The following is a 25,819-nucleotide window of genomic DNA, read 5'->3' on the forward strand; positions in this document are numbered from 1 at the left end:
GATCGGGAGTGACAGCGTCCATGAAATGAGAGTAGCTCTCAAAATATAGTGACTGTCAATGGAGATCCGCTGTCGACGCACAAAAGGGCCACGGCTCGCAAGCCGTGGCCCTGAGGGGAGGGGTGCTGAGGGGTGCTACCCGTGCTGGTACGCCACCAGCGAGATCCCCACGTAGTGCGTGATGAACGCCGCCAGCGTGAAGGAGTGGAAGACCTCGTGGAAGCCGAACCAGCGCGGTGACGGGTTCGGGCGCTTGATGCCGTAGATCACTCCGCCCGCGCTGTACAGGACGCCGCCGACGATGACCAGGACCAGCACCGCGATGCCGCCGCTGCGCATGAAGTCCGGCAGGAAGAAGACGGCCGCCCAGCCCATCGCGATGTAGCAGGGGGTGTAGAGCCAGCGCGGGGCGCCGACCCAGAAGACCCGGAAGACGATGCCCGCCGCCGCGGCGGCCCAGATGCCCCACAGCAGCCACTGACCCTTGGCGCCCGGCAGGAGCAGCATCGTCAGCGGGGTGTAGGTGCCCGCGATGATCAGGAAGATGTTGGCGTGATCCAGTCGGCGCAGGATGCCGTCCATGCGGGGGCTCCAGTTGCCCCGGTGGTACAGCGCGCTCACGCCGAACAGCAGGCAGGCGGTGAGGGCGAAGATCCCGCAGGCGAGCCGGCCTCTGGGTGAGTCCGCGAGGGCGGTGAGCACCAGGCCCGAGACGAGCGCGGCGGGGAACATCCCGAGGTGCAGCCAGCCGCGGAGCTTGGGCTTGATCTCGTCCGTGAGCTGCTGGGCATGGTGCGCGATCTGGTGCTGCAGGGAGGGCGCGCCGGAGCCGCGGCCGGCGGCCGGCGTGTCCGAGGAAGCGTCGGGGACGGGCGCAGTCATGCAGGGCATCGTACCTACGGAACCGTAAGTTACGTATCAAGGCGGCGAGATGAGGGCCCGGAAGTGGCCATCCTCTCATGGGGTACCCGGAGCGGGCGCACCCGGGGTGAAGCCGTGGTGACGCATCGAAAACATCGGGATGAGTGGCGATGCTCACGCCGCTCACCTGTGACGCCCTCTGGACATATGGGCGGACCCGTCGGATGATCAAATGAGTGCGGTCGGCACCGGATGAGCGCGGAAGATCGGGACGGGAGATCCAGCCCCCTCCAGACCGCGAAGCATCCGGGTCGCGGCCCCCACGGGGCATACAAGGGCATATTCAGGACAAAAATCCCTCATTTAGGAGCAACCGTGGCGCGCGACATCGCGGCTCCCCCCGTCGTCCCCACCCACCACCGGGAACTGGTCTCGTGGGTGAACGAGATCGCTGAACTGACGCAGCCGGACAGCGTGGTCTGGTGTGACGGATCCGAGGCCGAGTACGAGCGTCTGTCCGAGGAGCTCGTCGCGAAGGGCACCTTCAAGAAGCTCGACCCGATCAAGCGCCCCAACTCGTACTACGCGGCCTCCGACCCGACCGACGTCGCCCGCGTCGAGGACCGGACCTTCATCTGCTCCGAGAAGGAGGAGGACGCCGGCCCGACGAACCACTGGATGGACCCCGCCGAGATGCGCGAGGTCTTCTCCGGCGAGAAGGGCCTCTTCCGCGGCTCGATGCGCGGCCGGACCATGTACGTCGTCCCGTTCTGCATGGGCCCGCTCGGCTCCGAGCTCTCCGCGATCGGCGTCGAGATCACCGACTCGGCGTACGTCGCCGTCTCCATGCGCACCATGACCCGCATGGGTCAGGCCGTCCTGGACGAGCTCGGTGAGGACGGCTTCTTCGTGAAGGCCGTGCACACGCTCGGAGCGCCGCTGGAGGAGGGCGAGCAGGACGTGCCCTGGCCGTGCAACAGCACCAAGTACATCTCCCACTTCCCCGAGACCCGCGAGATCTGGTCCTACGGCTCCGGCTACGGCGGCAACGCCCTGCTCGGCAAGAAGTGCTACGCCCTGCGCATCGCCTCCGTCATGGCCCGCGACGAGGGCTGGCTCGCCGAGCACATGCTGATCCTGAAACTCACCCCGCCGCAGGGCGAGTCCAAGTACGTCGCCGCCGCCTTCCCGAGCGCCTGCGGCAAGACCAACCTCGCCATGCTGGAGCCCACCATCTCCGGCTGGACCGTCGAGACGATCGGCGACGACATCGCCTGGATGCGCTTCGGCGAGGACGGCCGCCTGTACGCCATCAACCCCGAGGCCGGCTTCTTCGGCGTCGCGCCCGGCACCGGTGAGCACACCAACGCCAACGCGATGAAGACGCTGTGGGGCAACTCCGTCTTCACCAACGTGGCGCTCACCGACGACAACGACATCTGGTGGGAGGGCATGACGGAGGAGACTCCGGCCCACCTCACCGACTGGAAGGGCAACGACTGGACGCCGGCCAGCGAGACCCCGGCCGCCCACCCCAACGCCCGCTTCACCGTCCCCGCCGCCCAGTGCCCGATCATCGCGCCCGAGTGGGAGGACCCCAAGGGCGTGCCGATCTCCGCGATCCTCTTCGGCGGGCGCCGCGCCACCGCCGTACCGCTGGTGACGGAGTCCTTCGACTGGAACCACGGCGTGTTCCTCGGCGCCAACGTGGCGAGCGAGAAGACCGCCGCCGCCGAGGGCAAGGTCGGCGAGCTGCGCCGCGACCCCTTCGCGATGCTGCCCTTCTGCGGCTACAACATGGGTGACTACATGGGTCACTGGGTCGACGTCGCCAAGGGCAAGGACCAGGCGAAGCTCCCGAAGATCTACTACGTCAACTGGTTCCGGAAGAACGACGAGGGCAAGTTCGTCTGGCCCGGCTTCGGCGAGAACAGCCGCGTCCTGAAGTGGATCGTCGAGCGCCTCGACGGCAAGGCCGAGGGCGTCGAGACCCCGATCGGCATCCTGCCGGCGAAGGGCGCCCTCGACACCAACGGTCTCGAACTGGCCGACTCCGACCTCGACTTCCTCCTGACCGTCGACAAGGAGGTCTGGCGAGAGGAGGCCGCGCTCGTCCCCGACCACCTCAACACCTTCGGCGCCCACACGCCGAAGGAGCTGTGGGACGAGTACAACGCGCTGGTGCAGCGCCTGGGCTGAGGACAGCCCCTCACAGACGCCGCGGCCGGCTCCGATCTGCCCTGACCAGCAACATCGTCACGGCCGGCCGCGGTGACAGCACCACAGACCGGCGAGGCTCCGTACAACGGCGTACGGGGCTCGGGGCCTGTCGTCGCATGTTCCCGTCCGCCCCGACGGGAGGAGCGCGACGACAGGCCTTCGCCTGTATCTCCGTACGCCGCGAGGACGGCGGGGGGTGAACGGGAGGTGCCGTGCCGCTTCTGACATGCGGCGCTGCAACGCCCCAAGGGGCGCGGGGAACTGCGCGACAAGCCACGAGGAACCCGCAGCCGCAATACGACACGATCCCCTACGGCGAAGCGCACCGCCGCTCAAGCCAACGCAGTGCTTGGCGCACCCGGGGTGACGCGGACTACACGGTCAGCTGGCCGGGCGACGACCTGCACGGCGCGTCGTCCGCCTCGGCGACGGTGTACGTCAGGCGCTGATGCCACCCGTCCCGCCCCGGTCCTCCAGATACCGGGTGTGGGACTCCTGGCGGCGGGCCTCCACCTCGCGCAGACCCGCCGCCAGCCGCTCCGCGTCCTTCCTCAACAGCCCGAGCTGCCGCTCCAGATGCAGCTCGGGCGACTCGGTACCGGGCGCCATCCGCGTCCACCACCGCGTCCGTACGAAGCTGTCGACGGCCTCGGGAAGATCGCGCCGCACGATCCGCGAGAGCACATGCACGCCCTCCGGGTCGTGGGCGAGCAGCTCGGCCACCCAGCCCCGGTCGAGCAACGCGGTCAGCAGCTCGGTCAGTTCACGCAGCCGCCCGGCGGCCGTGACCGACAGCTCGACGTCCGTCAGATAGCCGCGCAGCTTCTCGAAGTCGTCCCGCAGTTCGTCCAGTTGGGCCGACGGGTCCGGGAAGTCGGGCGGTGCGGGCCGCTCCGGCGGGGCGATCAGCGCGCCCGCGCCGTAGAGACCGGCGACCACGACGGGCCAGTACGGGCCCGCCACCCCGGTGAAGGTCAGCACCAGGCCGACCAGCCCGCCCGCGCCGCCCGCCAGGTTCTTGCGGGACTCCAGGTACGCCAGCGCCTTGCCGGCAGCCGTCCTACTGGTAGCCACGGATCTCCTCGAAGGCGCCGTCCAGCGAGCCCTCCTGGGCATCGAAGAGGCGGCCGCCGGTCAGCTCGGCGATGTGCTCCAGCTCGGACCGGTCGGAGTCGCCGAAGAGGATGGGGAAGACGGGCGTCTCCCGCCGGTCGCGGTCGAGCCCGGCGTAGAAGGCGTCGAAGTCACCCGCCTCGGCGCCGGAGGTGTTCTCGCCGTCCGTCATCAGCACGATCGAGGTGAACGTGTCCTGGGACCGTCCGGCGCCCAGCTGCTCGTACGCCTTCTCCAGCGAGGTGTAGACCGCGGTGTCGCCCTCTGCGGTGAGCGCGTCGGTGTCCTCGCGGATGGCGTCGAGCCCGCTCTTCGGGCGGGCCGGCTCCACGACATGGGTGCGCACGCTCTTCACGTCCGACCCGAACGGCATCAGCGTGACCTCCTCGCGCTCGCGGAAGTCGCCGGTGAGGTCGGTGAGCGCCTTCTTCAGCTGGGCCAGGCGGTCGCCCTCCATCGAGCCCGAGGTGTCGAGGACGTAGACGGTCCGGGAGGGGCGGCGCAGCTCGTTCTCGTACGAGTCGAGCAGGCCGTCGGCGACGGAACGACTGCCCGGGAAGGGCAGTTCGCGCCGCCTTCCGGTGTCGAGGCCGGACGCGGGCGGGACGGAGGAGACGACCGGGCGGCGGTGGGTGCGCTCGGTGATCAGCCGCTGGATGTCCTCGGTGCGCAGGGCCTCGGCGAGGCGGCGGACGTCCTCGCGGGTCGCGGCGTTCGTCGAGGCGAGGGAGGACAGCGGGTAGTCGGCGGTGACGACGCCGTCCTTGGGACGGATCACGGTCAGGCCCGGGATGCCCTTGAGGACGGACTCGTAGTTGAGCAGCGCGTCGACGTTCCCGCGCCGCTGGTACGCCGTCGCCAGCCAGCCCGACGAACCCGACGTCAGCTTCTGGCCCTTGAAGAACTCCTTCAGGCGATCGCTCGCCTTGGTCACGTCCGCGTCGGTCAGCGCGGACTGGGCGCCCGAGAGGGCCGAGGCGACGGAGACGAGGGTGGCGAAGCCGGAGTTGGAGCGGGCGGGGTCGGTCATGCCGTACGTCAGACGGCCGTCCCGCACGGCCTGTTCGACCTGCGTCCAGGTGACGTCATCCGGCTTCCAGCCGAGCTTCGCGAACGTCGTGGACCTGACCCCGACGGCCACCGGGCTCGACATGACCGGCGTCTCCGAGACGACCTTCTGCGCCGCGTCGGGGCGCAGCCGCAGATAGTCGTTGGAGGACAGCCACAGGGCGTCGTACCGCCCGTCCGCCTTGCCCTTCGCCAGCAGTTCCACGGCGTCGAGGGTGCCCATATAGGTGGGCCGGACCTCGATGCCGGTGTCGTCGGCGATCCGGTCGAGGACCGGGGTCATGTCGCCGAGCTCGCTGGAGGCGAGGACGCGCAGGGTGCCCGGCCGCGGGGCGTTCGGGGCCGGGTCGTCGGCGGCCTTCTGCGAGGTGCAGGCCGTCAGCAGGGCCAGCGCGGCCAGCGCGGGCGCGAGAAGCCGTACTCTCATCCGAGCCCACCCTCCAGCGCGCCCTGCGCACGGCTGCGCTCCAAGTAGGCGCTCGCGTGCTGCAGTTCGGCGGTCAGGTTCTCCACCGTCGTCGCCATCGCCTCGGTCGCCCGGACCTTGTAGGTGTCGATGGCGTCGAGCGTGCGGTAGATCTGCTGGAAGGCGCCGCGGAGCGTCTCGGCCCCCACCGCCGGGTCGGCGGCGATGCGCTGGATCTCCCCGCTCTGGCCCGCCAGCATCTCGGCGTTGCCCCGGATCAGGTCCTCGGTCGTCCCGCGCAGGGCGTTGACCTGCTCGATGACCTTCTTCTGGTTGTCGAGCGCGGACGCCAGCATCACCGAGATCCGCAGCGCCGAGACGGTCGTGGTCGCCGCCCGGTCGACGCCCTTGATCAGCTCCTCGTTGTTGCGTCGTACGACGTCCATGGCGAGGTAGCCCTGCGCGCACACCGCGAGCTGGGTGAGCAGGTCCTGGTGCTTCTGCCGGACGGGGAAGAGGACGTCGGCCCGGAGCGAGTCCGCCTGCCGGGGGTCGACGACCCGGGCGATGTGCTGCTCCACGGCGGCGTCCAGAGCCTCGGTCAGGACGACGTACTCCTGGAGCTTGCCCATGGACTCCCACAGCCGCACCCGCTCGGTCTGCAGAGCGGCGTTGTCCCGCCGCAGCTCGTCCTGCCCGCCCCGCAGCGACCCCACGATCTTGTTGAGGGTCCCCTGCGCGGAGGCGTACTTGGCGACGTGGTCGCGCAGCTTGTTGCCGCCGGGGAGCCTGGACAGGAACTTACGACCCTTGGCGGCGGGCAGATCCCGCGGATCCAGGTCCTCCACCACCCGCCGCAGCTCGACGAGCGAGCCCGCGACCTGCGCCTGGGCGTCCCCGCCCCGGTCGGGCAGGCTCCTGATGGTCCGCTCCAGCATCCGGTTGGACTGGGCGGCGGCGGTACGCATCTCGCCGGCGCCCAGCGCGGTGATCTCGCCGACCTTGCCGGCGAACTCGGGGGAGCGGGCGTCGAGCGCCGCGAGCCCATCGACGTAGGCGGAGGCCTTCTCGGCCATGTCGGTACGGACGGCGTCGTCGACGGGGACGAGCCCGCCGGCCTTCTCCCGCGGCACGGTGGCCACGGGCTCGGGCGGCGTGAGGACGAAGGTGTCGTCACTGCTGTTCATATGCGGTTGCCCCCCTTATCCGCGCGCCCGTCGCGCCAGTTCGTGCAGCACCTCGGAGGTGGGCACGGGCGCCTGGCGGACGCCGGTCAGTCTCTGCTTGAGATAGGTGGTGTCCGAGGCGAACTCGGCGTCCTCGCCCTGCGGCCGGAACCCGTGCCGCACCTCCAGCTCACGCAACTTCTCGTCCTGGGAGAGGAGGGCGGCGACGGCCTTGCCGCCCTCGGTGAGCGGTACGACGGTGTGGTCGCTGTTGACCGTGGTGTCGGGGTAGAGGACGACCAGGTCGTCGGGCTGCTGTCCGTCCGTCAGGAGGGAGGCGACCTGCGACTCGTAGACCACGACCAGCGGATTGCCGGCACCGCTGACGAAGTCCCGGAAGGCGGCGTCACTGCTGGACTGCTGGGCGCCCTGCACACTGACCAGCTTGTGCAGCAGCGGTGCGGTGCGGTCAACCTCGGCGTCGGTGGCGACGACCTTGCCGCCGTTGGCGACACAGGAGGCGGCGGCGAGGTAGAGGGCGCCGGAGTTCGACGTGTCGGGGTCGGTGCTGGACAGGTAGAGCGTGCCCGTCAACTCCCCGTACTTCCCGGCCCCCTTGAGCTGCTGCCAGGTCCGGTCGGCGCGCGCCGCCTCCAGATAGGCGGCCATCTTCAACGTGCCCCGGTGGGCCTCGTCCAACGTGGCCAGCCCGTTCCCCGCGAGCACCTCGGCGGCGTTCTTGTGCGCCACGACGACGAGGGGCGAGTAGAAGGGCCGGGGAAGGGTCCCCGTCACCTTGTACTTCACCGCCAGCTCATCGGCCGGCGCCCGGCTCGACGGCAGCGCCAGGTCGTACCCCTTGAGGTCCAGCCCCTCCATGGCCCACGACCCGGAGGTCTCGGCCTTCACGGTGTAGCCCTTGGCGGCGAGGGCCTCCACCACATCGGGATCGGCGAAGAACTCCGCCTTCTCCGATCCGATCACCGCGTGCACGGTCTTCGTTGCCGTGCCCTTGTCCCCATCACTACGGCCCGCGACGACGGCGGCCACCACGCCACCGATCAGCAGTACCGCGAGGACGATTCCTGCGATTCGTCTCACGTAGGGGAGCGTGCTCGCGGAATCCAACGTTCCCCGCCGCTGGGGGTGAACGGGGGGTGTATTACCGGTCCCGGTATGCAACGGGAGCGGCTTGCCGTCAGTCCATGTCGTTGCCGATCTTGCCGTATCGGCGGAACGCCGAAGTCTCCACGGTCCAGGGGCCGAACGGCACCGAGTCGCCGTAGCTATACGGCTCCTTGTGGCTGTAGCGCTCCTTGCACGGGTCCGAGTGCACCTCGATGGTGCCGGTGCGCGGGTCGACGATCATGTAGTGGGCGATGCCCATGGCGGCGTACTCGGTGAGCTTCTCGCCGTAGTCGTAGTTGGGGTTCGACGGGGAGACGATCTCGATGACCGCGAGTACCTGTGTCGCATCGACGGCGAGGCCCTCCTCGTCGAGAGCGTCCTCGGGGATGACCACGCCGTCCGGTCGGCGCATGCGGCCGACGGAGGGGTGCTCGATCTCGGGGGCGGGCACGCAGCCGTGACCCGGGTGGGTGGTGAGGAGCTGTGCGTCCAACTGCTTGCAGATGCGGCGAATGGTGCCCTCGCGGCGCTTCGAGGGGCACCTCATGGCCAGTATCGGGCCGGACGGGCCGATCTCGACGCTCCAGGACCCTTCGAGCTGCTCGGAGTAGGCTCCGAGTTCCTCGGCGATCGCGCGCATCTTCGCGTACTCCATGCCATCAGAGTACGGAAGACGTGGCACCCGGTCCGCGCGTCGCTGCGGGTGCACGCGGACCGGGGCCGTTCAGGGGGTGTCAGCCGACGCCGGTCAACTTCTGCGGCTCGGCCTGCGCGGCAGCGTGCGCGTCCATGCGCTCAGCGGCCAGGATCGCCGCCGCCGTATCGGCCCGCGACGCGGCGACGACCAGCGCCCGCCCGGCGAGGGCGTGCGCACGCCGGTGCAGGGCCGCGAGCTTCGCCTGACCGCCGGAGGCACCCGCGCGGGCCGGCTGACGTCCTTCCCGCAGTCGGGCCACCTGGTCGGTGAGCCGCTCGGCGGCCGCGTCGAGGTCGGGCGAGGGTGCCGTCGCGCGCAGCTCGTCCGTGACGGCGAGCAGCGCGGCGAGGTGGCCGGCGAGCTGGATGTCCAGCTCCTCCTCACGCGAGCGGTGGGGGAAGTCGGTGGTGTTGCCGGCCATCGTGCTGTGGACCGACTTGGTTCGGATCGGTTCGTACATGGGATGGCCTCCTGTGCGCTGACAGGAAACCATCCTAGCTTAGATTTCGTCTAAAGTTGAGCCGTTCACAAGACAGGACTGCCTGTTGCACGCAGCGTGAGCGTCAGGGCTGGCTGTACCCGTCGAGGAACCGTCCGATCCGGCTCACCGCGTCCCGCAGGTCCGTGACCGTCGGCAGGGTGACCACGCGGAAGTGATCCGACTCCGGCCAGTTGAAGCCACTGCCCTGGACGACCATGATCTTCTCGCTCCGCAGCAGGTCCAGGACCATCCGCCGGTCGTCCTTGATCTTGAAGACCTTCGGGTCGAGGCGCGGGAAGAGATACAGCGCCCCCTTCGGCCGTACACAGCTCACGCCCGGGATCTGGGTCAGAAGCTCGTACGCGACATCCATCTGCTCCTTCAGCCGCCCGCCGGGCAGGACCAGGTCATTGATGGACTGCCGTCCGCTGAGGGCGGCGACGACCCCGTGCTGACCGGGCATGTTCGCGCACAGCCGCATGTTCGCGAGGATGGTGAGGCCCTCGATGTAGGAGTCGGCGTGGGCGCGGGGGCCCGAGATCGACATCCAGCCGACCCGGTACCCGGCGACCCGGTAGGCCTTCGACATGCCGTTGAAGGTCAGGGTGAGCAGGTCGGGGGCGACGGCGGCGGTCGGGGTGTGCGTGGCGCCGTCGTAGAGGATCTTGTCGTAGATCTCGTCGGAGCAGACGAGGAGGTTGTGCCGGCGGGCGATGTCCGTCAGCCCCCGGAGCATGGCCTCGTCGTACACGGCCCCCGTCGGGTTGTTGGGGTTGATGATGACGATGGCCTTGGTGCGGTCGGTGACCTTGCGCTCGACGTCGGCGAGGTCGGGCATCCAGTCGGACTGCTCGTCGCACCGGTAGTGGACGGCGGTGCCGCCGGAGAGGGACACGGCGGCGGTCCACAGGGGATAGTCGGGCGCCGGCACCAGCACCTCGTCCCCGTCGTCGAGCAGTCCCTGCATCGCCATGACGATCAGCTCGGAGACGCCGTTGCCGATGAAGACGTGCTCGACGTCGGTCTCGATGCCGAGGGTCTGGTTGTGCATGACGACGGCCCGGCGCGCGGCCAGCAGGCCCTTCGCGTCGCCGTACCCATGGGCCGACGACACGTTGCGGAGGACGTCCTCCAGAATCTCGGGCGGACACTCGAAGCCGAACGCGGCCGGGTTCCCGGTGTTCAGCTTGAGGATCCGATGCCCCGCCGACTCGAGCCGCATCGCCTCCTCGAGCACCGGGCCCCGGATCTCGTAACAGACGTTGGCGAGCTTGGTCGACTGGATCACCTGCATGTCAAGGAGCTTACGGCCCGGTAAAGCCCCTTGGTCGGTGTTTTCCGCCACGTGAGACGCGGGGGCTTTGACCTGTTATCGCCGGTAGCTGTCCCGTGGCCGCTCCCGTCTCTACAATTCGCGGCCATGTCCAGGCCACCGGAGCGCGCAAACGGGACGCCCCAGAGGCAGCCGAACGTGTACCACCCGCAGGCGTCGGCGTCCCCGGCCTACGAGGCGTACGCGGACCCGGCGGCCGCGCACGGCTGGCAGAACGCGTACGACGAGACGGCGGAGCTGCCCCGGGTGGGCGAGGTCGGGACGGCCGAGGGGGCGGCCGGCGGCTCCGGCGAGAGTGCGAGCACGAGCACGGGTGCCGGTGCCGGTTCCGGTGCCGGTGCGGGTGCGCGGCATGGCCGTCGGGCGGGTGGTGCGGGCCGAGGCGTGCGCCGGAAGAGGCGGTCCTGGGGCCCGGGGCGCGCGGTGGTCGTGGTCGGAGCGGCGGGGGTGGTGTCGGCGGCTGCGCTGATCGCCGGGTTCTCGTTCTCCGGCTCGTCACCGGAGGGCGACTCGCGTGGCAAGCACGACCGTACGGGCCCGACGGTGCGGGACTCGGCGGACCCGACCGACCCCACGGACGGCAACCCGGCCACGCCCGACTCGTCCGACGGCAGCGGGTCGTCGCGCACTCAGGCCCCGGACGCCTCGCCGAGCGTGTCCGCCTCCGCGTCCGCCACCGCCACCGCCACCGCCGAGGACGGCAAGGCCGACAGCCCCTCGCCGACCCCGTCCACCACGAGCGCGGCCCCTTCGACCCCGACCGCCACGGCGAGCACGACGGCACCGGGCGGCGGGCGTGACGACAAGCCAGGGCGTGGGCCGGGGAACACGAAGGGCCCCAAGTAGCGGGACGACCGTGCCCGGTGTGGTGATCTCATCGCCCTCTCGTGAACGTCCTGCGCCGTCGGTCCAAGACCCTCCGGTCGCCGTGATAGGGAAACCCCTACGGTCTTTATTCACCAGTCAGTAACTCCTTGTCCGCACCCCCCTCGTGCGTGACAATGCGCATGACAAAAGCGCGGGTGGCCGGAAGTTCTTCGGCCACCCCTCTCCGTATGAGGGGACCCCCACATGAGAAAACCTCTCGGCGCCGCCCTCCTCGCCCTGGCGATAGCCGGGGCCGGCGCCGCGCCCGCGGTCGCGGCTCCCGTGGAAGCTGCCGCTTCCTTCGGCAAGAGCGTCGACACGGGCTCGGTCACGTCGGTGGTGAACGACACCGTCGCCTCCACCGCGGACACCCTCGACCAGGTCCTGAACGGCCCGAAGGTCAAGGCCGTCAACTTCGCGGGCACCGTCGCGCTCAGCAACTGCTCCGGCTCCGTCGTCCGTTTCCCGGACTCGGAGGACAACGACCCGGCGCTGGTGATGACCAACGGCCACTGTCTGGAGACCGGTATGCCGGCCCCCGGTCAGGTCGTGGTCGACCGGGCCTCCAGCCGTACCTTCAGCCTGCTCAACGCCTCGGGCAGCCGGGTCGGCACGCTGCGGGCCAGCAAGATCGCCTACGGGACGATGACCGACACGGACGTCGCCTTCTACCAACTCACCACCACGTACGCGCAGATCAAGAGCTCGTACAGCATCAACCCGCTCACCGTGGCCGACACCCACCCGGTCAAGGGCACCGCCATCACCGTCGCCTCCGGCTACTGGAAGCGGCTGTACAACTGCAACATCGACGGGTTCGCGTACCGCCTCAAGGAGGGTGACTGGACCTTCAAGGACTCGGTCCGCTACACCTCCGCCTGCAACACCATCGGCGGCACGTCCGGCTCCCCGGTCATCGACCAGGCCACCAACCAGGTCGTCGCCGTCAACAACACCGGCAACGAGGACGGCGGGCGCTGCACGGTCAACAACCCGTGCGAGGTGGACGAGAGCGGCAACGTCACCGTCCACCAGGGCATCAACTACGCCCAGGAGATCTACCAGATCCCCGCCTGCTTCGGCGTCGACAACAAGCTCGACCTGAGCGCGAGCGGATGCGTCCTGCCCAAGCCGTGACCGGCTAGGCGCTTCTACGGATCGCCCGTCCCGCCAGCACGTCCGTGCGGCGGCCGTCCTCGATCACGAAACGGCCGTCGACCAGGACGTGCGGGATGCCCGTCGGTAGCGTGCGCGGCTCCTCGAACGTGGAGCCCGCCGCTACCGTCGCCGGGTCGAACAGCACCAGGTCCGCCCGGTACCCCTCACGGACCAGCCCCCGGTCCGGCAGCCGCAGCCGCGCCGCCGGGCGCCCGGTCAGATGGGCCACGCACTCCTCCAGCGACAGCACCCCCAACTCCCGCACATAGCGGCCGAGATACTGCGGGAACGTGCCGTACGCCCGCGGATGCGGCTTCGTGCCGCGCAGGATGCCGTCCGAACCGCCCGTGTGGACGCGGTGCCGCATGATCGTCCGCACGTTCTCCTCATGGCCGACGTGCTGGAGGATCGTCGAGCCCAGCCGGTCGTCGAGGAGGAGACGGCGAGCGGTCGGCCAGGGGGCCTCGCCCCGGGCGCCCGCCGACTGCTGGATCGTACGGCCGACGAAGTCACCCAGCGCCGGGTCGCTCACGCCCGAGATCTCGATCGTGTCCCACTCGATGGGCACGCCGTGGCAGCCGTCCGCGCCGATGACCTCCATGTGGTGGCGGATGCGTTCGGCGGTGTCGTCGTCCGACAGACGGGCCAGGATCGCCTCGGGGCCGCCCTCGCTCGCCCAGCTCGGCAGCAGGGCGACGAGCGTCGTGCAGCCGGGCGTGTAGGGGTAGGTGTCGAGGGTGATGTCGGCCCCGGACTCCAGTGCCTTGTCCAGGAGTGACAGGAGCTCCGGCGCCCTGCCCCTGTTCACGCCGAAGTTCATCGTGGCGTGGGCCAGGTGGAGGGAGCAGCCCGCCTCCCTCGTCAGGGCCACCATCTCCTCGTACGCCTCCAGGGCCCCGGCCCCGTACGAGCGGTGGTGCGGGCAGTAGTAGCCGCCGTACGACGCCACCACCCGGCACAGCTCCGTCAGTTCCGCGTCCTTGGCGTACATGCCGGGCGTGTACGTCAGCCCGGACGACATGCCGACCGCGCCCTGTTCCAGGCCCTCCGCGACCAGCTGCCGCATCCGGTCCAGCTCGTCCGGCGTCGCCTCGCGGTCCTCCCAGCCGACGGCGAGCGCGCGGACCGTGCCCTGCGGGATCAGGTAGGCCGCGTTGACCGCGATGCCCCGGCCGTCGAAGCCGGAGTCGAGGCGGTCCAGGTACTCGCCCACCGTCCGCCAGTCGAAGTCGATGTCGTCGCCGGAGCCGTTCCAGCCGGTGATCGCGCGGCGCACCTCGGCGAGGGTGCGGTCGTCGACGGGGGCGTACGACAACCCGTCCTGGCCGATGACTTCGAGCGTGACCCCCTGCGCGGCCTTCGCGCTGTGGTCGGGGTCGCGCAGCAGCTCCAGATCGCTGTGGGCGTGCATGTCGATGAAGCCGGGGGAGAGGACGAGGCCCTCCGCGTCCAGCTCCCGGCGCGCCGCGGGGCGTTGACAGCCCGCCGCGGCCGCCTCCTGGACGATCGACACGATCCGGCCGCCGTCCACCACCACATCGGCGCGGTACGACGGGCCGCCGCCGCCGTCCACGACGTCCGCGTCCCGGATCACCAGCTCATCCATGGCCGATGCCTCCCCTCTCCCCTGTGTCCTAGAAGAACGTGCGGATGTAGTCGACGACCGTCCCGTCCGCCTGGGCGACCGGGATCAGCTGCCACTTGTCGAACGACGTGCACGGGTGCGACAGCCCCATGCCGAGCCAGTCCCCGACCTCCAGGTCCGCCTCCTCGGTCGTCCGCAGCCACGCGTGCTGGTCGGACAGCCCGGTCACCGAGATGCCGGTGGCCGGGCGCTCGGCGCCGTCGCGGCGGACCACCTGGGCGAAGGGCAGGTCGAGGTCGTACGCCGCGTCGCGCTTGCCCGCGTTGACGAAGGCCTGGTCGGGGGAGGGGCGGGAGACGACCTGGGCCCAGAGGCGGAAGGCGGGTTCGAGGGCGCCCTCCCGCGGGACCCGGTTGAAGGGGGTCAGCTTGCGGTAGTGGCCGTCGTCGTGCGAGACGTACGCGCCCGAGCGCAGCAACTTCAGGACGGGGAGGGAGAGTTCGGGGATCTCGGCGAACACGTCCGCCACCGCGTCGAACCACGCGCTGCCGCCCGCGCTGACCACGATCTCCTCCAGCCCCGCGAAGCGCCCCGCCTTGTCGAACTCGGCGGCCAGCGCGACCAGCCGGCGCAGCCACGCGTGCACCCGCTCGGGGTCCGCCTGCGGGACCTCGCCCTCGTACCCCGCGACACCGACCAGCCGCAGCGTCGACACGGCCGCCACCGCGTCCGCGACCGCCGCGCACTCCTCCTCCGTACGGACACCGGTACGGGCACCCTCACCGGCCGCCGGCTCGACCACGACGTCCACCGGGCGGGTGGCCCCGGCGTCGCGCAGCGCCGCGTCCATCAGTTGCACGCCGCGCACGGAGTCGACGTAGGAGATGAGGCGGAAGTCGTCGTCGGCGGTGAGTTCGGCCGCGATCCAGCGCAGTGCGGCCGCGTCCACCAGCTCGTTGGCGAGGAAGACCCGCTGGACACCGTACGCCCGTGCCACCCGGACCTGGTGCGGCACCGCGAGTGTGATGCCCCAGGCGCCGTGCTCGATCTGCCGCTGGAACAGCTGGGGCGCCATGGAGGTCTTGCCGTGCGGTGCGAAGGCGAGGCCGTGGCGGGCGGCGTACGTCTCCATCAGGTCGAGGTTGTGCTCCAGGCGCTCGGCGGAGAGGGCGAGCACGGGGGTGGCGAAGCCGTCGGTGAAGAGGTTGCGGCGCTGGGCGGTCAGCTCGGCGACGGTCAGGCCGTCGGCGTCCGGGGGGAGGCCCTTGAAGCGGTGGTCGACGCGTTCCTCTCCGAGGCGGGCGAGGGCATCCGTGGGGCTGTCGGCTGTCATGGAGCCTCCCTGATCGAGTTCGTTGCAGATTCTGCAACGCTCATTGCGTATATCGCTTACCGCTGTCTAACATCTCGGCCAACCGCGGGTCAACGGAGCCGCCGACCAACCCGCACCAGGCCTGGAGCTACGACGATCGTGACCCTCACCGGACCCTGCAATGCCCCCGACGTCGTGGACGTCGTCGCGCTCGGCGAGTCCATGGTCACGTTCCTGCCCTCACGGCCGGGGCGCCTCGCCGACGTGCCGTCGTTCGAGCGGGCGATCGGGGGCGCGGAGTCGAACCTCGCGTGTGGGCTCGCCGCCGCGGGGCACTCCGCGCGGTGGGTGAGCCGGGTGGGGGCCGACGGGTTCGGTGACCACTTGGTGGAGACGATCGCGGCGTACGGCGTCGATGTCTCGGCCGTCCGCCGGGATCCGGTGCGCCCGACGGGCGTCTACTTCCGCACGGCGGGGGACCGGGCGACGGCTGCGCACGAGGTGGCGTACTACCGCGCCGGTTCGGCGGCGTCGGCGATGTCCGCGGAGAACGTGGACCTGGGCGCGGTGCGTTCGGGGCGGGTGCTGCATCTTTCGGGGATCACCGCGGCGTTGTCGGAGGGGTGCCTGGGGTTGATGCGTGAGCTGACGGCTCCGCGTGAGGGGCGCCCGCTGGTCTCGTTCGACGTGAATCACCGACCGGGACTGTGGAGTGACGCCGACGGGCCGCGGGTGCTGCTGGAGCTGGCGCGTGGTGCCGATGTCGTGTTCGTGGGGGAGGACGAGGCGGAGGAGGCGTGGGGCGTTACGGGGGGACCGGAGGCGGTGCGTGCCGCGCTGCCGGAGCCGCGGGTGTTGGTGGTGAAGCAGGGAGGGGCCGGGGCTACAGCATTCGTGTCCGCCGCGGGTAGTCGTGGGCTGGTCGCGCCCACGCGGCGGAGCCGCACATGTGACAGCCCCGCGCCCCTTAGGTCGGCCGACGGCCCGGCGTTGCAAGACGCCACCCAGCCTGCGGGCAGTCGTGCCGCTGAGGCGGCTCCCGACCCAGAGAAGGGCGGCGCCCCGCAAGCGCCGGGCCGCGCGACCCACCCCCGCCCAGCAGCAACGCCGGCCACCTTCGTACCAGCCCTCGACGTGGACGTCATCGCGGCGACCGGCGCCGGCGACGCCTTCGCCGCCGGATTCGTCTCCGCCACCCTCCGCGGACTGCCCATACGAGAACGCCTCCGGCACGGGCACCTCTGGGCCGCCGCCACCCTCACCGCCCCCGGCGACCTCGCCGCACCCCCCACCCGTGACACCGCCGACCGCCTGGTCGCCCTCGACGACGCCGCGTGGGAGAAACTTCGACTCGGCCCCGGCTGGACGCAAGCCGCTAAGCGGGCCGACGAGGAGGTACGTACGCCATGAGTCAGACCGTCGACCGCGCGCTCAGCATCCTGCCGCTGCTCGCCGAGGGCCCCGCCGACCTGGGCCAGGTCGCCGACCGCCTCGGCGTCCACAAGTCCACGGCCCTGCGCCTGCTGCGCACCCTGCACGAGCACGGCCTCGTCTACCGCCAGTCCGACCAGCGCTACCGCCTCGGCGCCCGCCTCATCGCCCTCGCGCAGGAGGCGATGGAGAACCTCGACATCCGCGAGATCGCCCACCCCCACCTCGTACGCCTCAACGAGCAGTGCGGGCACACCGTCCACCTCGCCGTGTACGAGGAGGACGAGGTGCTGTACATCGACAAGGTGGAGAGCCGGTACCCGGTGCGGATGTACTCCCGGATCGGGAAGCCGGTGGCCATCACCGTCGCCGCCGTCGCGAAGCTCCTCCTCGCCGATCTGCCCGAGCACGAGCGCCGCCCCCTCGCGGAGAAGCTCGACTACCCCCTGTACACGGCCCGTTCGACGCCGAATCCGGAGGCCTTCCTCAGGGAACTGGCCAAGGTGCGCGAACAGGGCTGGGCCACCGACCTCGGTGGCCACGAGGAGTCCATCAACTGCGTCGCCGCGCCGGTCCGCGGTGCCGACGGCCGGGTCGTCGCCGCGATGTCGGTCTCCGCGCCGAACGTCGTCGTCACCGCCGACGAACTCCTCACCCTGCTCCCGCTGGTGCGCCGTACGGCGGACGACATCAGCGGCGAGTACTCCGGCAGAACCTCAGCGAAAGGCACCGTATGACCGAGAAGACCGCGCTCACCCCGAAGACCCACACCACGCCTCCGGCGAAGTTCTCCCACGGTGTGAAGAAGGGGAACATCCTCCAGGTCGCGGGGCAGGTCGGCTTCCTCCCCGCGGTCGAGGGGCAGCCCCCGACGCCCGCCGGTCCCACCCTGCGGGAGCAGACCCTCCAGACCCTCGCCAACGTCAGGGCGATCCTCGAGGAGGGCGGCGCCTCCTGGGACGACGTCATGATGATCCGCGTCTATCTGACGGACGTCGACCACTTCGCCGAGATGAACGACATCTACAACACCTACTTCGAGGAGCAGGGGCTGACCCAGCCGCCCGCCGCGCGCACGACGGTGTACGTCGGCCTGCCGGCGGGGCTCCTCATCGAGATCGACGCGCTGGCCGTACTCGGCTGACCGCCCCTTCAACTCCCGCACGCCGTACACGGCATGGTGTCCGTCATTCCTGGGACGCCATGCCGCGATCCCCCCTGCCCGAAAGCTTCATGTACTTACCGCGAGGACCTCCGAATGTCCCCCTTCTCCCTTCCGCTCGCCGCATCCGCCCCAGCCGGGACACCACCCCACACCGGCGGACTGCTCCTCCTCGTCGACGGTACGGCCGGACTGCTCACGGTCGCCGCCATCGGCATCGCGCTGCTGCTCTTCCTGATCATCAAGACGCGCCTGCAGCCCTTCGTGGCGCTCCTCGCCGTCTCCATAGCCGTCGGTCTGATGGCGGGTCTGTCGGTCACCGAACTCTTCGGCACCGTCCAGCGGTCGGACGCGGTGTCCACCATCGAGTCCGGCATGGGCGGCATCCTCGGCCATGTCGCGATCATCATCGGCCTGGGCACCATGCTCGGCGCGATCCTCGAAGTCAGCGGTGGCGCCGAGGTGCTGGCATCCCGCCTGCTGAACCTGTTCGGCGAGAAGAGAGCCCCCCTCGCCATGGGTCTGACCGGCCTGATCTTCGGCATCCCGGTCTTCTTCGACGTCGGCATCTTCGTCCTCGCGCCGCTCGTGTACGCCGCTGCCAAGCGCTCGGGCAAGTCCATCCTTCTCTACTGTCTGCCGCTGCTGGCGGGCCTGTCGATGACGCACGCCTTCCTGCCCCCGCACCCCGGCCCGGTCGCGGCCGCCGGTCTCCTCCACGTCCAGCTGGGCTGGGTCATCCTCATGGGCGTCGTCTGCGGCATCCCGGCGGTGCTGGCCGCGTGGGCGTTCTCCGCCTGGATCGGCAAGCGCATCTTCGTGGCCGTACCGCAGGACATGGTCGAGGCGGCCGACGAGGCCAAGCAGGCGGTCCTCGCCGAGCAGCGGGCCGCCGGCGTCGACCCCCAGGAGAAGCCCGTCCCCCTCGGCACGGTCCTCGGCATCATCGGGACGCCGCTGGTGCTGATCCTGGCCGCGACCTTCTCCTCGATCGCCCTGGACCCCTCCACCCTCCGCTCGGTGATCGAGTTCTTCGGCAACCCGTTCGTGGCCCTGACGATCGCCGTGCTCCTGGCCTACTACCTGCTGGGCATCCGGCGGGGCTGGTCCCGCAAGTCCCTGGAGACGGTGTCGACGTCGTCCCTGAAGCCCGTCGGCAACATCCTCCTGGTGGTCGGCGCGGGCGGCGTCTTCGGCGCCGTCCTCAAGGCCAGCGGCGTCGCCCAGGCCCTCTCCGACACCTTCAACGACGTGGGCCTGCCGGTCATCGTCCTGTCGTACCTGATCTCGGTGGTCCTCCGCGTCGCCCAGGGCTCCGCCACGGTCGCGATCGTCACCACCGCGGGCATCGTCGCCCCCCTCCTCTCCGAGGGCGACCACTCCCAGCCCTTCGTCGCCCTGGTCATCATGGCCATCTCGGCCGGCTCGATCTTCGCCTCCCATGTCAACGACGGGGGCTTCTGGATCGTCGCCAAGTACTTCGGCATCAGCGAGCGGGACACGTTGAAGACGTGGACGGTGCTGGAGAGTGTGCTGTCGGTGGCCGGGTTCGTGGTGGCGGCGGTGTTGAGCCTGTTCGTGTAGGTCTCGTCGGGGGGGTTGCGAACGGGGCTGTGATGCCCGGGGACCAACGGGCCGGGCTTGTGAGGGCGGAGGCGGCGGTGGGAAGGTTGAGCCCATGCCGCAGCCTCCTCACCTGCCCGGCTCCGGAGCGGTGGACGCGGAGTCGAGCGCCCTGGTCGCCGACCTCGCAGCCGAGCGGGACGAAGTCCTCGACCGGCTCGCCCGGTTGTCGTCCGACGATCCGGAAGCGGCCCTGCTCTGCGGTCACGCCGGTGAGCTGAGCTATCGGCTGCACCTCCTGGGCGGGGCGGACGAGGATCTCGACCTGGCCGTCGAAGGCTTCGCGCACGCCTTCCGCAGGGCGGGCGAGGACGGCGAGGACGGCGTGTGGTCCGTCTGGCGGATCATGTACGGCCACCTCCGGGCCATGCAGTACGACGTGGACGACAGCCCCGAACTCCTGGAGCAGAGCTGGCAGTTGCTGAGCACCGGCATGAACGCGTTACCGCCCGACGAACCCGAGGTGGACGACGTACGCGCACTCGGGCGGCAACTCCTCGCCTCCTGCGCCAAGATCCGCTATCTGCGGAGCACGCCGGACGAGGACGCCGCGGCCCTGCTCGACGAGGCGCTGCGCCGGCACACGGACGCCGTGGCCGACGTGGCCGCGGGCAGTGCCGAGGAGAGTGAGCTGCGCGCCTCCCTGGGCTTCCTCCACCTGCAGCGCGCCACCCGCCACGAAAGCGCCCCGGACGCCGCCGAGTCCGCCCGCCAGTACCGGGCCGTCCTGGACGCGGGCCATCCCGCCACCGACGTACCGCATGTCCGGCACAGCATGGCCCTCGCCCTCATGCTGCACGGCCGCGCCACCTTCGACCGCGACGAACTGGAGGCGGCCCGCGACGCCTACGGAACGGCCCTCACCGAACTCCGGAACGCGGGCGGCCCGATGCCCGGCTGGGCCTGGGAGGCGCAGGTCAACAGCGTCTTCATCCGCGTGATGATCTGGTCCGGCTGGAAGGACCTCGGACACGGCGCCGCGGCCGACGTCGAACTGACCCGCCTGCTCGCCGAATCCGGCGCCGAGGACCGGCTGCCGGCCCAGTACCTCGACGCCTTCGGACGGCTGCTGTACGAACGCTCCGCGGCCCGGGACGACGACGCCGGGCGCGACCGGGGCGTCGCGCTGGTCCGGCGGGCCGTGGCCGAATGGGAGCCGGGCCGGGACGGTGACATCACCCGCACCGCGGTGGTGCTCGCGATGTTCCAGCAGGCCCGCTACCAGGACGACCCCGATCCGCGGCGCGCCCAGGACGTGCTGGAGGCCACCGGTCTGGTCCTGGGCCGTGTCCGCGAAGTCCCGCCTGCCCCGCCACACGACCCGGGCGGTGAGCGGAGCGATCCCGAACTGATCCAGTCGGTCCGCATGCTGGACAGCTGGGCCCGCTTCACCCTCGCCGACCACGGCCTCCTGCCGCAGGCCGGCGGAGTGCCGGAGGGGCTCGACATCGAGACGCTGCAGGGAGCCATCAGCTCGCTGGTCGACGACGTGCGGGAGGGCCGTTCCCACCTCGACTTCGGTGAGGACGAGCATCTGCCCGGCATCGGACGGGACATGACGGGCCGCCGACGACGCATCGAAGGCTTCGAGAAGGCGCTCGCCATGCTGCGTGGCACGGAGCCCGGCAGCGCCGCGCGCGCCCAGCTCGCCGCGACCATGCTGGGCAGCCTCACCATGGTCGACCCGGACGGCACGTACATCACGGCCGAGCACCGGCGCGAGCTGACCGAGGCCGTGCTCCAGCGCGCCGAGCACGACCCGCAGTGGCGCGGCCACGCGCACGCCGTCGTCGGCACGTCGCTGCTGCGCGAGGCGATGGCCGGCTCCGGCACCGGCCTCGACGAGGCGTTCGCCCACTTCGACCTGGCGGAGGCGGCGGGCAACACGGGCGGGCACGACCTGGCCCTCGCCCGGCTCATGGCGCAGGCCCAGCGCGGCCAGACCGGCGGCGGCGCCGACGACATGGAGGCGGCCGGCGAGGCCTGGCGGCGGCTGCGCGAGGACCCCGCGCTGCCGTCGTCCACCCGCCACGCCATGGACCTCCAGCAGGCCTCCTTCGACGCACAGGCGGCCATCCGGCGCGGCGACCTGGCCGCCGCCGACCGCTATCTCGCGCGACTCGCGGAGGGGCATGCCGAGATGAGCGACGAGAACCCCTCCCGCATCGAGATCCTCACGCTGACCGAGAACGCGCGCACCGCCCGCGACCACCTCGCCCGCAACCTCGGCGCCCGGCCGCTGCCCCCGCTCGCCGGCCGCCCGGGCATCGCCGAACTGCGCCGTCAGGCCGCCCGGTTGCCCCGCGACCACCGCGCCTGGGTGCTCGGCGACAACGGCATCACCCGCTTCGGCCGCGCCGCCCGGGCGCAGGACGGGCCCGGCCTCATCGAGGCGATGGGCCTGGTCCAGGAGGCCCACGACCTGTCCGACCCGGGCAGCGACAGCCGCCTGCGGTACGCCAACTGCCTGGGCGCCGGGAACTGCATGCTCGCCGAGATGCAGCTCGACCGGGTCCGCCGACGCGAGCGGCTGGCCCGCGGCATCACCTTCCTGGAGGGGGCACTCGCCGAGGCCAAGGGCCCCGAACACCGCCTCTACGCCGACACCGGCCTGGCCCTCGCCCGCGCCTACCGCACCCGCGACGACCTGCACCGCCGCGACCGCGCCGGCGCCCGCCGCACCGGCCTCGACGCACTGCGCGGCCACACCTGGGCCGCCCTGCTCCAGTCCGGCACCGACCACGTGGCGCTCGCCGCCGCACAGGCCACCGCGTCCGCCCTGGAGGTGGCCGGCTGGTGCCTCAAGGACGACCGTCCCGAAGAGGCACTCCAGGCCCTCGACGCCTGCCGCGGCCTCGTCCTGCACGCCGCGACCACGTCCTCGACGGTCCCCGACATGCTCGCCGCGGCCGGCCGTACCGACCTCGCGCAGGAGTGGCACGCCTCCGGCGCGTCCGCCGCCGAGAACCCGGACGACCCCCTGTCCGCCGTACGCGGCCCGCTGTCCGTGCCCAGCTCCCTGCGCCGCCGGGTCCTCGCCGCCCTCACCGCCGCCGACGCCCCGCAGGCGGCCCTCCTGGATCCGCCCGCCCCGGAGGAGATCGGCCGCGCGCTGCGTGCCGTGGGCAAGGACGCGCTGGTGTACCTGGTCCCGGCCTCGGACGACGTGGCCGGCACGGCGGTCGTCGTCACCTCGGGCGGGGCGGTGCACGCCGTACCGCTGCCGACGCTCACCGAGGAGGCGGCCCCGCTGAAGGAGTACGCGCCGACGGGACGCCGCACCCGGGAGCCGGCCACCGCGCCGGCCCCCGGCCGTGACCTCGGACCCGTCCCCGGCTTCGCCTCCGAGGCCCACCTGGCCGACGCCCCGCCCCCGCTGCGCCGACAGCTCGACCGGCTGTGCGGGTGGGCCTGGTACGCGGCGATGCGGCCCCTGCTGGAGGCGTTCGAGATGCCGCGGGGGCGAGCGCCCCGGCTGGTGCTGGTGCCGATGGGCGCCCTCGGTCTGGTGCCCTGGCACGCGGCCTGGGAGTCGGGCGGCCCCAGGGGCCGCCGCTACGCCCTGCAGGCCGCCGAGATCTCCTACGCCGCCTCCGCGCGCCTCCTCTGCCAGGTCGCCGCCCGGCCCGCCGTGCCGCACACCGGCACGGCCCTCGTCGTCGGCAACCCGACCGGCGACCTGTACTACGCGGGTGAGGAGGCCGACGCCGTACAGCGCGCCTTCTATGCGCGGGGCCGCTTCCTCGGCCGCCGTGCGACGGGCGAGGCGGACGGCGCGGGCACCCCGCGCGAGGTCCTGGAGTGGCTGCGCGGCGAGGGCGACGGGGGAGTACTGCACCTCGCCTGCCATGCCGCCGTCGCCGAGAATGCCCGGCGCAGCGCCTACCTCTCCCTCAGCGGGGGCCGGCTGGCCGCCGAGGAGCTCACCGAGGCCGTGAGCGGGGACGACGGCGGACGGCTCGGCCTGGTCCTGCTCGCCGCCTGCCGCAGCCATGTCTCGGGCCGTGGCCACAACGAGGCGTACACCCTGGCCACCGCCTTCCTCGTCGCCGGTGCCCGCTCCGTCATCGGCTCGCTCTGGCCGGTCCCGGACGAGGCCACCTCGGTGCTGATGTACGTCACCCACCACTTCCTGCGCACCCACGACGAACCCCCGGCGAAGGCCCTGCGGCGCGCCCAGCTGTGGATGATCGACCCCGACCGCGAACTCCCCGACGGCATGCCGCCCACCCTCGCCGCCCGGGTCCGCGCCATCGACCCGCACGACCTCAGCGCCTGGGCCGGCTTCACCCACCTGGGGCAGTGACCGGCCCCGGCACCAGCGTGCGCAACGGCACGGTCAGGGCGGTCCAGCGGCCGGGACCGCCACCGGGGGCCGGGCCCACGTCCCGGTGGCCGTGAGCCGGCTGAGGCGGGCTCAGGCGCAGCACGCCCCTGGTGGCGACCTCGTCGTCGCGTGAACTCGGCGTCCGAGGGCTCCAGACCGGCAGCTGGAAGGGAACCGTGTTCAGCTCGCCCTCCGCGACGATCAGCCGGAGCCAGTCGCGGTGCTCGGCCCCGGGTACGGCGGGGAGGTCCGCGGGGAGGGACAGGTGCACGGGGTCGCCGTCCAGCGCGTGGCCCGTGCGCCCGGGGCCGACGAAGTGCCCGGGATACAGCACCGCGTGGCTGCCGTAGCGCTCCGTCAGGGCCAGCAGCAGGCACCACAGCTTCCGGTCGGGGGACTGGTTGCGGATCCGGACGGCGAGGCGGGGCACCTGGGGCCCGTCCGGCCCGAGGACGTACGGGACGACGATCTCGCCGGTCGCCCCGGGCCGCAGCACCTCGTCGGGCGTGTCCCACGGCGCGATCTCCAGCCGTACGAGACCGTCGAGGAGGGAAGGCCGCGGGGCGAGGTCCCGCAGCTGGTGCCAGCGGGTGAGATGCACCAGGCCGTCGACGACCGCCCGCGCGTCCTCCGCCCCGCCGCACGGCAACGGCTCGACGAACGGCGTCCCGTCGCGCCGCAGCACCCGCGCCACACCGTCCCCCACCCGCACCCGGAAGTGCAGATCGGCGGCGCTCTCGGGCCCGTCGGCCGTCCGCAGCAACGGAGCCGCCTGCGCGACCTGCGCCAACTCCCGTACGACAGCGGCGGGCCCGTCGAAGACCACACTGGCCGGCGGCAGCGCCAGCGCCGACAGCGCCACGGCATACACCCGCTCACGCTCCGGCACCCACCCCACCGGATCGACCACCGTACGGTCCACGCGCACATCCCGGGCCCGCACCACGAGCCCGGCACCGGAGGCCGGCCCGCCCACCACCGCGAACTCCGTGCCCCGCGCGCCGGCCCCGTCCCGCAGCCCGTGCCCGCTGCCGCAGTCCACCTCCCAGCCCTCCGGGCCGAAGCGCAGCAGATGCGGGCTCGGCGTACGGGCCACCCCCTCGCCCAGGAACGGCCGGTCCGCCGCGCCACCCGGCAGGTCCGGGTACAGCACCGGCTGCTGGTCGCGCCCGTCCCGCCGGACCCGCGCCGCCGCCGTGGCCAGCAGCTCGCGGGCGGTGGCCCGCGGACCGGCCGTACGCACCGCGCTGATCAGCGCGTGGGTGAAGGCACCGAGCCGCTGCCCCTCGAACCAGCACTCGTACGACGGCTGGTCGAGCCGGCTCGCGGCCAGCAGCAGATGCCCTACGGGCGTCCCGCCCGAGGTGTCGCGGGCCGCCGCGCCCAGGTCCCAGCCGGGCAGCGGGGGCGTGAACCGCGCGGTCGCCTCCGCGTCCTCGACCCGGGTCGCGCCCCCGGAGTGACAGCAGTCGAGGACCGCCGTCACCCGCGCCCCGCCCGCGGCGACCCCCTCCAGAAGCGCCCCGAGCCGCTTGTCCAGAAGCGGCCCGTCCACGCACACCAGAGCCTGGTTCAGCCCCGTCGCCTCGATACGCAGGTCGCTCCCGACGGCGATCTGCTGGGTGCCGTGCCCCGAGAACCACAGCAGAGCCAGGTCGCCGTCGCCGGCCGCTCCCAGGTGGCGTACGACCGCTTCCTCCACGGCCGCCACGGTCGCCTCTGCGTCCGACAGGACCCGGATGTCGGCCCGGTCGCCGGCGAGGTCGGTCAGCAGACGGCGGGCCTCGGCGATGTCGTTGGCGCAGCCGGCCAGCGGGCGGGCGATGGTCTCCGGGTAGGCGTCGATGGCGATCAGAAGTGCGCGGATCTTCCCCATGCGGA

General features: G+C 71.6%; 19 protein-coding genes. 8 read left to right on the plus strand and 11 right to left on the minus strand.

The genetic code is table 11. The features are described 5' to 3' along the window. Positions 1-135: 135 nt before the first annotated feature. A complete protein-coding gene (locus ABIE67_RS29535) occupies positions 136-882 on the minus strand; it encodes a hemolysin III family protein (RefSeq protein WP_370264043.1) in 747 nt (248 codons plus the stop codon). A 354-nt stretch (positions 883-1,236) separates the two neighbouring features. Between ABIE67_RS29535 and ABIE67_RS29540 the strand changes: the two genes are divergently transcribed. Beyond that, a complete protein-coding gene (locus tag ABIE67_RS29540; RefSeq protein WP_370264048.1) occupies positions 1,237-3,060 on the plus strand; it encodes a phosphoenolpyruvate carboxykinase (GTP) in 1,824 nt (607 codons plus the stop codon). A 459-nt stretch (positions 3,061-3,519) separates the two neighbouring features. On the opposite strand, the gene ABIE67_RS29545 is transcribed toward ABIE67_RS29540, so the two are convergent. The 7 genes from ABIE67_RS29545 to ABIE67_RS29575 form a co-directional block, all read right to left on the minus strand. Further along, on the minus strand, positions 3,520-4,122 hold the full coding sequence (locus ABIE67_RS29545; RefSeq protein ID WP_370269073.1) for a hypothetical protein: 603 nt from the start codon (positions 4,120-4,122) through the stop codon (positions 3,520-3,522). 19 nt (positions 4,123-4,141) lie between these two features. Continuing rightward, entirely contained in the window at positions 4,142-5,689 is a 1,548-nt protein-coding gene (locus ABIE67_RS29550) for a substrate-binding domain-containing protein (RefSeq protein ID WP_370264053.1), read from the minus strand. Continuing rightward, positions 5,686-6,855 carry a toxic anion resistance protein gene (locus tag ABIE67_RS29555; protein ID WP_370264057.1) on the minus strand — a complete coding sequence of 390 codons (1,170 nt, stop codon included), beginning with the start codon at positions 6,853-6,855 and terminating at the stop codon, positions 5,686-5,688. The genes ABIE67_RS29550 and ABIE67_RS29555 overlap by 4 nt, the downstream gene beginning before the upstream one ends. A 15-nt stretch (positions 6,856-6,870) precedes the next feature. Continuing rightward, entirely contained in the window at positions 6,871-7,935 is a 1,065-nt protein-coding gene (locus ABIE67_RS29560; RefSeq protein WP_370264062.1) for a substrate-binding domain-containing protein, read from the minus strand. A 97-nt stretch (positions 7,936-8,032) separates the two neighbouring features. Continuing rightward, positions 8,033-8,617 carry a Uma2 family endonuclease gene (locus tag ABIE67_RS29565; protein ID WP_370264069.1) on the minus strand — a complete coding sequence of 195 codons (585 nt, stop codon included), beginning with the start codon at positions 8,615-8,617 and terminating at the stop codon, positions 8,033-8,035. Between the two features lie 79 nt (positions 8,618-8,696). After that, positions 8,697-9,119 (minus strand): hypothetical protein, encoded by a 423-nt coding sequence (locus ABIE67_RS29570; protein WP_370264075.1) that lies wholly within the window; start codon positions 9,117-9,119, stop codon positions 8,697-8,699. A gap of 103 nt (positions 9,120-9,222) precedes the next feature. Continuing rightward, on the minus strand, positions 9,223-10,434 hold the full coding sequence (locus ABIE67_RS29575; RefSeq protein WP_370264080.1) for a pyridoxal phosphate-dependent aminotransferase: 1,212 nt from the start codon (positions 10,432-10,434) through the stop codon (positions 9,223-9,225). 126 nt (positions 10,435-10,560) lie between these two features. Here ABIE67_RS29575 and ABIE67_RS29580 point away from each other — a divergent pair, with 126 nt between their 5' ends. Continuing rightward, positions 10,561-11,319, plus strand: a complete 759-nt coding sequence (locus tag ABIE67_RS29580; protein ID WP_370264084.1) for a hypothetical protein — start codon at positions 10,561-10,563, stop codon at positions 11,317-11,319. 225 nt (positions 11,320-11,544) lie between these two features. After that, positions 11,545-12,477, plus strand: a complete 933-nt coding sequence (locus ABIE67_RS29585) for a serine protease (RefSeq protein ID WP_370264088.1) — start codon at positions 11,545-11,547, stop codon at positions 12,475-12,477. A gap of 4 nt (positions 12,478-12,481) precedes the next feature. Here the strand turns inward: ABIE67_RS29585 and ABIE67_RS29590 are convergent, their stop codons facing one another. Together ABIE67_RS29590 and ABIE67_RS29595 are read right to left on the minus strand one after the other, a co-directional pair. After that, positions 12,482-14,104: an amidohydrolase family protein gene (locus ABIE67_RS29590; protein WP_370264092.1), complete on the minus strand. Its 1,623-nt coding sequence runs from the start codon at positions 14,102-14,104 to the stop codon at positions 12,482-12,484. A gap of 28 nt (positions 14,105-14,132) precedes the next feature. Then, complete coding sequence (locus ABIE67_RS29595; protein WP_370264099.1) at positions 14,133-15,416, minus strand: amino acid deaminase; 1,284 nt, start codon at positions 15,414-15,416, stop codon at positions 14,133-14,135. 201 nt (positions 15,417-15,617) lie between these two features. Between ABIE67_RS29595 and ABIE67_RS29600 the strand changes: the two genes are divergently transcribed. The 5 genes from ABIE67_RS29600 (at position 15,618) to ABIE67_RS29620 (ending at position 23,917) form a co-directional block, all read left to right on the plus strand. Then, positions 15,618-16,805, plus strand: coding sequence for a sugar kinase (locus ABIE67_RS29600; protein WP_370269077.1), 1,188 nt, complete (start codon positions 15,618-15,620; stop codon positions 16,803-16,805). Then, a complete protein-coding gene (locus ABIE67_RS29605; RefSeq protein WP_370264105.1) occupies positions 16,802-17,563 on the plus strand; it encodes an IclR family transcriptional regulator in 762 nt (253 codons plus the stop codon). The genes ABIE67_RS29600 and ABIE67_RS29605 overlap by 4 nt, the downstream gene beginning before the upstream one ends. After that, entirely contained in the window at positions 17,560-17,970 is a 411-nt protein-coding gene (locus tag ABIE67_RS29610) for a RidA family protein (RefSeq protein WP_370264111.1), read from the plus strand. The genes ABIE67_RS29605 and ABIE67_RS29610 overlap by 4 nt, the downstream gene beginning before the upstream one ends. Before the next feature lie 114 nt (positions 17,971-18,084). After that, positions 18,085-19,572 (plus strand): GntP family permease, encoded by a 1,488-nt coding sequence (locus ABIE67_RS29615; protein WP_370264115.1) that lies wholly within the window; start codon positions 18,085-18,087, stop codon positions 19,570-19,572. 94 nt (positions 19,573-19,666) lie between these two features. Next, a complete protein-coding gene (locus ABIE67_RS29620; RefSeq protein ID WP_370264117.1) occupies positions 19,667-23,917 on the plus strand; it encodes a CHAT domain-containing protein in 4,251 nt (1,416 codons plus the stop codon). Here ABIE67_RS29620 and ABIE67_RS29625 read toward each other — a convergent pair. Continuing rightward, positions 23,898-25,814 (minus strand): caspase domain-containing protein, encoded by a 1,917-nt coding sequence (locus ABIE67_RS29625; RefSeq protein WP_370264121.1) that lies wholly within the window; start codon positions 25,812-25,814, stop codon positions 23,898-23,900. The two genes, ABIE67_RS29620 and ABIE67_RS29625, sit on opposite strands and share 20 nt — an antisense overlap. Positions 25,815-25,819 lie beyond the last annotated feature (5 nt).

Source organism: Streptomyces sp. V4I8 (assembly GCF_041261225.1).
Lineage (GTDB): Bacteria > Actinomycetota > Actinomycetes > Streptomycetales > Streptomycetaceae > Streptomyces.

Bases quoted from the DNA above. Each gene is read 5' to 3' on its own strand.
- ABIE67_RS29570 (WP_370264075.1), bottom strand. From the start codon at position 9,119: ATGTACGAACCGATCCGAACCAAGTCGGTCCACAGCACGATGGCCGGC.
- ABIE67_RS29620 (WP_370264117.1), top strand. From the start codon at position 19,667: ATGCCGCAGCCTCCTCACCTGCCCGGCTCCGGAGCGGTGGACGCGGAG.
- ABIE67_RS29580 (WP_370264084.1), top strand. From the start codon at position 10,561: ATGTCCAGGCCACCGGAGCGCGCAAACGGGACGCCCCAGAGGCAGCCG.
- ABIE67_RS29595 (WP_370264099.1), bottom strand. From the start codon at position 15,416: ATGACAGCCGACAGCCCCACGGATGCCCTCGCCCGCCTCGGAGAGGAA.
- ABIE67_RS29605 (WP_370264105.1), top strand. From the start codon at position 16,802: ATGAGTCAGACCGTCGACCGCGCGCTCAGCATCCTGCCGCTGCTCGCC.
- ABIE67_RS29535 (WP_370264043.1), bottom strand. From the start codon at position 882: ATGACTGCGCCCGTCCCCGACGCTTCCTCGGACACGCCGGCCGCCGGC.
- ABIE67_RS29575 (WP_370264080.1), bottom strand. From the start codon at position 10,434: ATGCAGGTGATCCAGTCGACCAAGCTCGCCAACGTCTGTTACGAGATC.
- ABIE67_RS29550 (WP_370264053.1), bottom strand. From the start codon at position 5,689: ATGAGAGTACGGCTTCTCGCGCCCGCGCTGGCCGCGCTGGCCCTGCTG.
- ABIE67_RS29585 (WP_370264088.1), top strand. From the start codon at position 11,545: ATGAGAAAACCTCTCGGCGCCGCCCTCCTCGCCCTGGCGATAGCCGGG.
- ABIE67_RS29610 (WP_370264111.1), top strand. From the start codon at position 17,560: ATGACCGAGAAGACCGCGCTCACCCCGAAGACCCACACCACGCCTCCG.
- ABIE67_RS29600 (WP_370269077.1), top strand. From the start codon at position 15,618: ATGGTCACGTTCCTGCCCTCACGGCCGGGGCGCCTCGCCGACGTGCCG.
- ABIE67_RS29555 (WP_370264057.1), bottom strand. From the start codon at position 6,855: ATGAACAGCAGTGACGACACCTTCGTCCTCACGCCGCCCGAGCCCGTG.
- ABIE67_RS29590 (WP_370264092.1), bottom strand. From the start codon at position 14,104: ATGGATGAGCTGGTGATCCGGGACGCGGACGTCGTGGACGGCGGCGGC.
- ABIE67_RS29625 (WP_370264121.1), bottom strand. From the start codon at position 25,814: ATGGGGAAGATCCGCGCACTTCTGATCGCCATCGACGCCTACCCGGAG.
- ABIE67_RS29565 (WP_370264069.1), bottom strand. From the start codon at position 8,617: ATGGAGTACGCGAAGATGCGCGCGATCGCCGAGGAACTCGGAGCCTAC.
- ABIE67_RS29615 (WP_370264115.1), top strand. From the start codon at position 18,085: ATGTCCCCCTTCTCCCTTCCGCTCGCCGCATCCGCCCCAGCCGGGACA.